At 51.8% G+C, this 1,602-nt stretch carries 2 protein-coding genes; one reads left to right on the top strand and one right to left on the bottom strand.

Going from position 1 to position 1,602, the window contains the following annotated elements; all coding sequences use genetic code 11:
• The gene (gene speY / locus NZ772_18685) at positions 1-1,152 is read left to right on the top strand and encodes a deoxyhypusine synthase (protein MCS6815584.1); all 1,152 of its coding nucleotides are present in this window, start codon (positions 1-3) and stop codon (positions 1,150-1,152) included.
• A 73-nt stretch (positions 1,153-1,225) separates the two neighbouring features.
• On the opposite strand, the gene NZ772_18690 is transcribed toward speY, so the two are convergent.
• A partial coding sequence (locus tag NZ772_18690) for a uroporphyrinogen decarboxylase (protein MCS6815585.1) occupies positions 1,226-1,602 on the bottom strand: 377 nt, incomplete at its 5' end.

Genomic DNA, 1,602 nt, shown 5'->3' on the forward strand with positions numbered 1-1,602 from the left:
ATGCCCGCTGAAATCAGCGTAACTGACCTCATTGACCAATACTTCACCGCTTACAACTCTGCTCGGCTACGAGAGATTTGTCATCTGCTCAGCCGTGACGTGATGCAACCGGGTGTGACCGTGGGGCTAAGTCTGTCTGGAGCAATGACTCCCGCTGGTTTAGGTAGCTCAGTATTGGCTCCGCTCATCCGGCATGGGTTTATTGATTGGATGATCAGCACAGGTGCCAACCTCTATCACGACATTCACTACGGGTTGGGGTTGGATTTGTACTCTAGTCAGCCATTCCTTGATGACGTGAAACTTCGTCAAGAGGGGCGGATCCGAATCTATGACATTGTCTTTGACTATGATGTGTTGCTAGAAACGGATGCCTTTGTCCGAGAGGTGATCAAAGCAGAACCCTTCCAAAAGCGGATGAGCACCGCAGAGTTTCATCACTTGCTAGGTCAATATGTTTGGGAGATGGAAAAACAACTGGGGGTCACTAATTCTTCCCTCTTGGCAACGGCCTTCGAGTGTGGCGTGCCAATTTATACCTCATCCCCTGGAGATAGCTCTATTGGCATGAATATAGCAGCAATGGCACTGGAGGGCAACAAGTTGGTGCTGGATCCATCGCTAGATGTGAATGAAACGGCAGCGATCGCCTATGCTGCGCGTGAGTCTGGTATTCCTGGTGTGGAAGGCCGGAGTGCAGCCGTGATTATTGGTGGAGGCAGCCCCAAAAACTTCTTACTGCAAACTCAGCCTCAGCTTCATGAGGTACTTGGTCTGGAGGAGCGGGGACATGATTACTTTATCCAAATCACAGATGCGCGGCCAGACACAGGTGGTTTATCAGGAGCGACTCCCAGTGAAGCGGTCAGTTGGGGCAAGGTGGATCCAGACGAACTGCCCAATACGATCGTTTGCTACACCGATAGCACAATCGCCTTACCCATTATAGCTGCCTACGTAATCAACCAAACACAGCCCCGTGGATTAAAGCGGTTGTACGATCGTCGTCAAGCCATGCTAAATCAGCTCTATACTGCCTATAAGGCAGCCCAGGCAGAGCCGTTATCCACAAAAATTCCAACCCTGTCTAGTCTGACAATGCCTGAACCCGTGGCTACCTATCCCTGTGGCACACCAATCCGTCGCCGCTAGCCCATCCTGAAGCATGATCGGGGCAATCACTCAGTTGCCCCGATTGGACTGTTAGGGATCTCGGCCAACCCACCTATAGACCCAAAGTCGCATAGCTGAGCTGTTTAGCTGTCTCGAAGAAAAAGGCGGCATTGTCCTCTGGGGTATTTTGCAGGATGCCATGCCCCAGATTGAGGATGTGACCGCGCTTTCCAGCTTTTCGTACCGTTTCTACTATGCGATCGCGAATGAAGCTCTGGGAACCAAACAACACAGCAGGGTCAATATTCCCCTGCACGCCCTTACTCCCCAATCGTTGCCGTGCTTCAGCCATGTCCACTGTCCAGTCCACACTGACAATATCCACACCAGAGGCAGCCATGCGCTCTAGCAATCCAGCACTGCCATTGATGTAGAGAATAAGCGGGGTGTCTGGGTGGGTTGCTTTGACTTGGCGCACCACTCGTTGCT

It is taken from the genome of Cyanobacteriota bacterium (assembly GCA_025054735.1).
In the GTDB taxonomy this organism is placed as follows: domain Bacteria; phylum Cyanobacteriota; class Cyanobacteriia; order SKYG9; family SKYG9; genus SKYG9.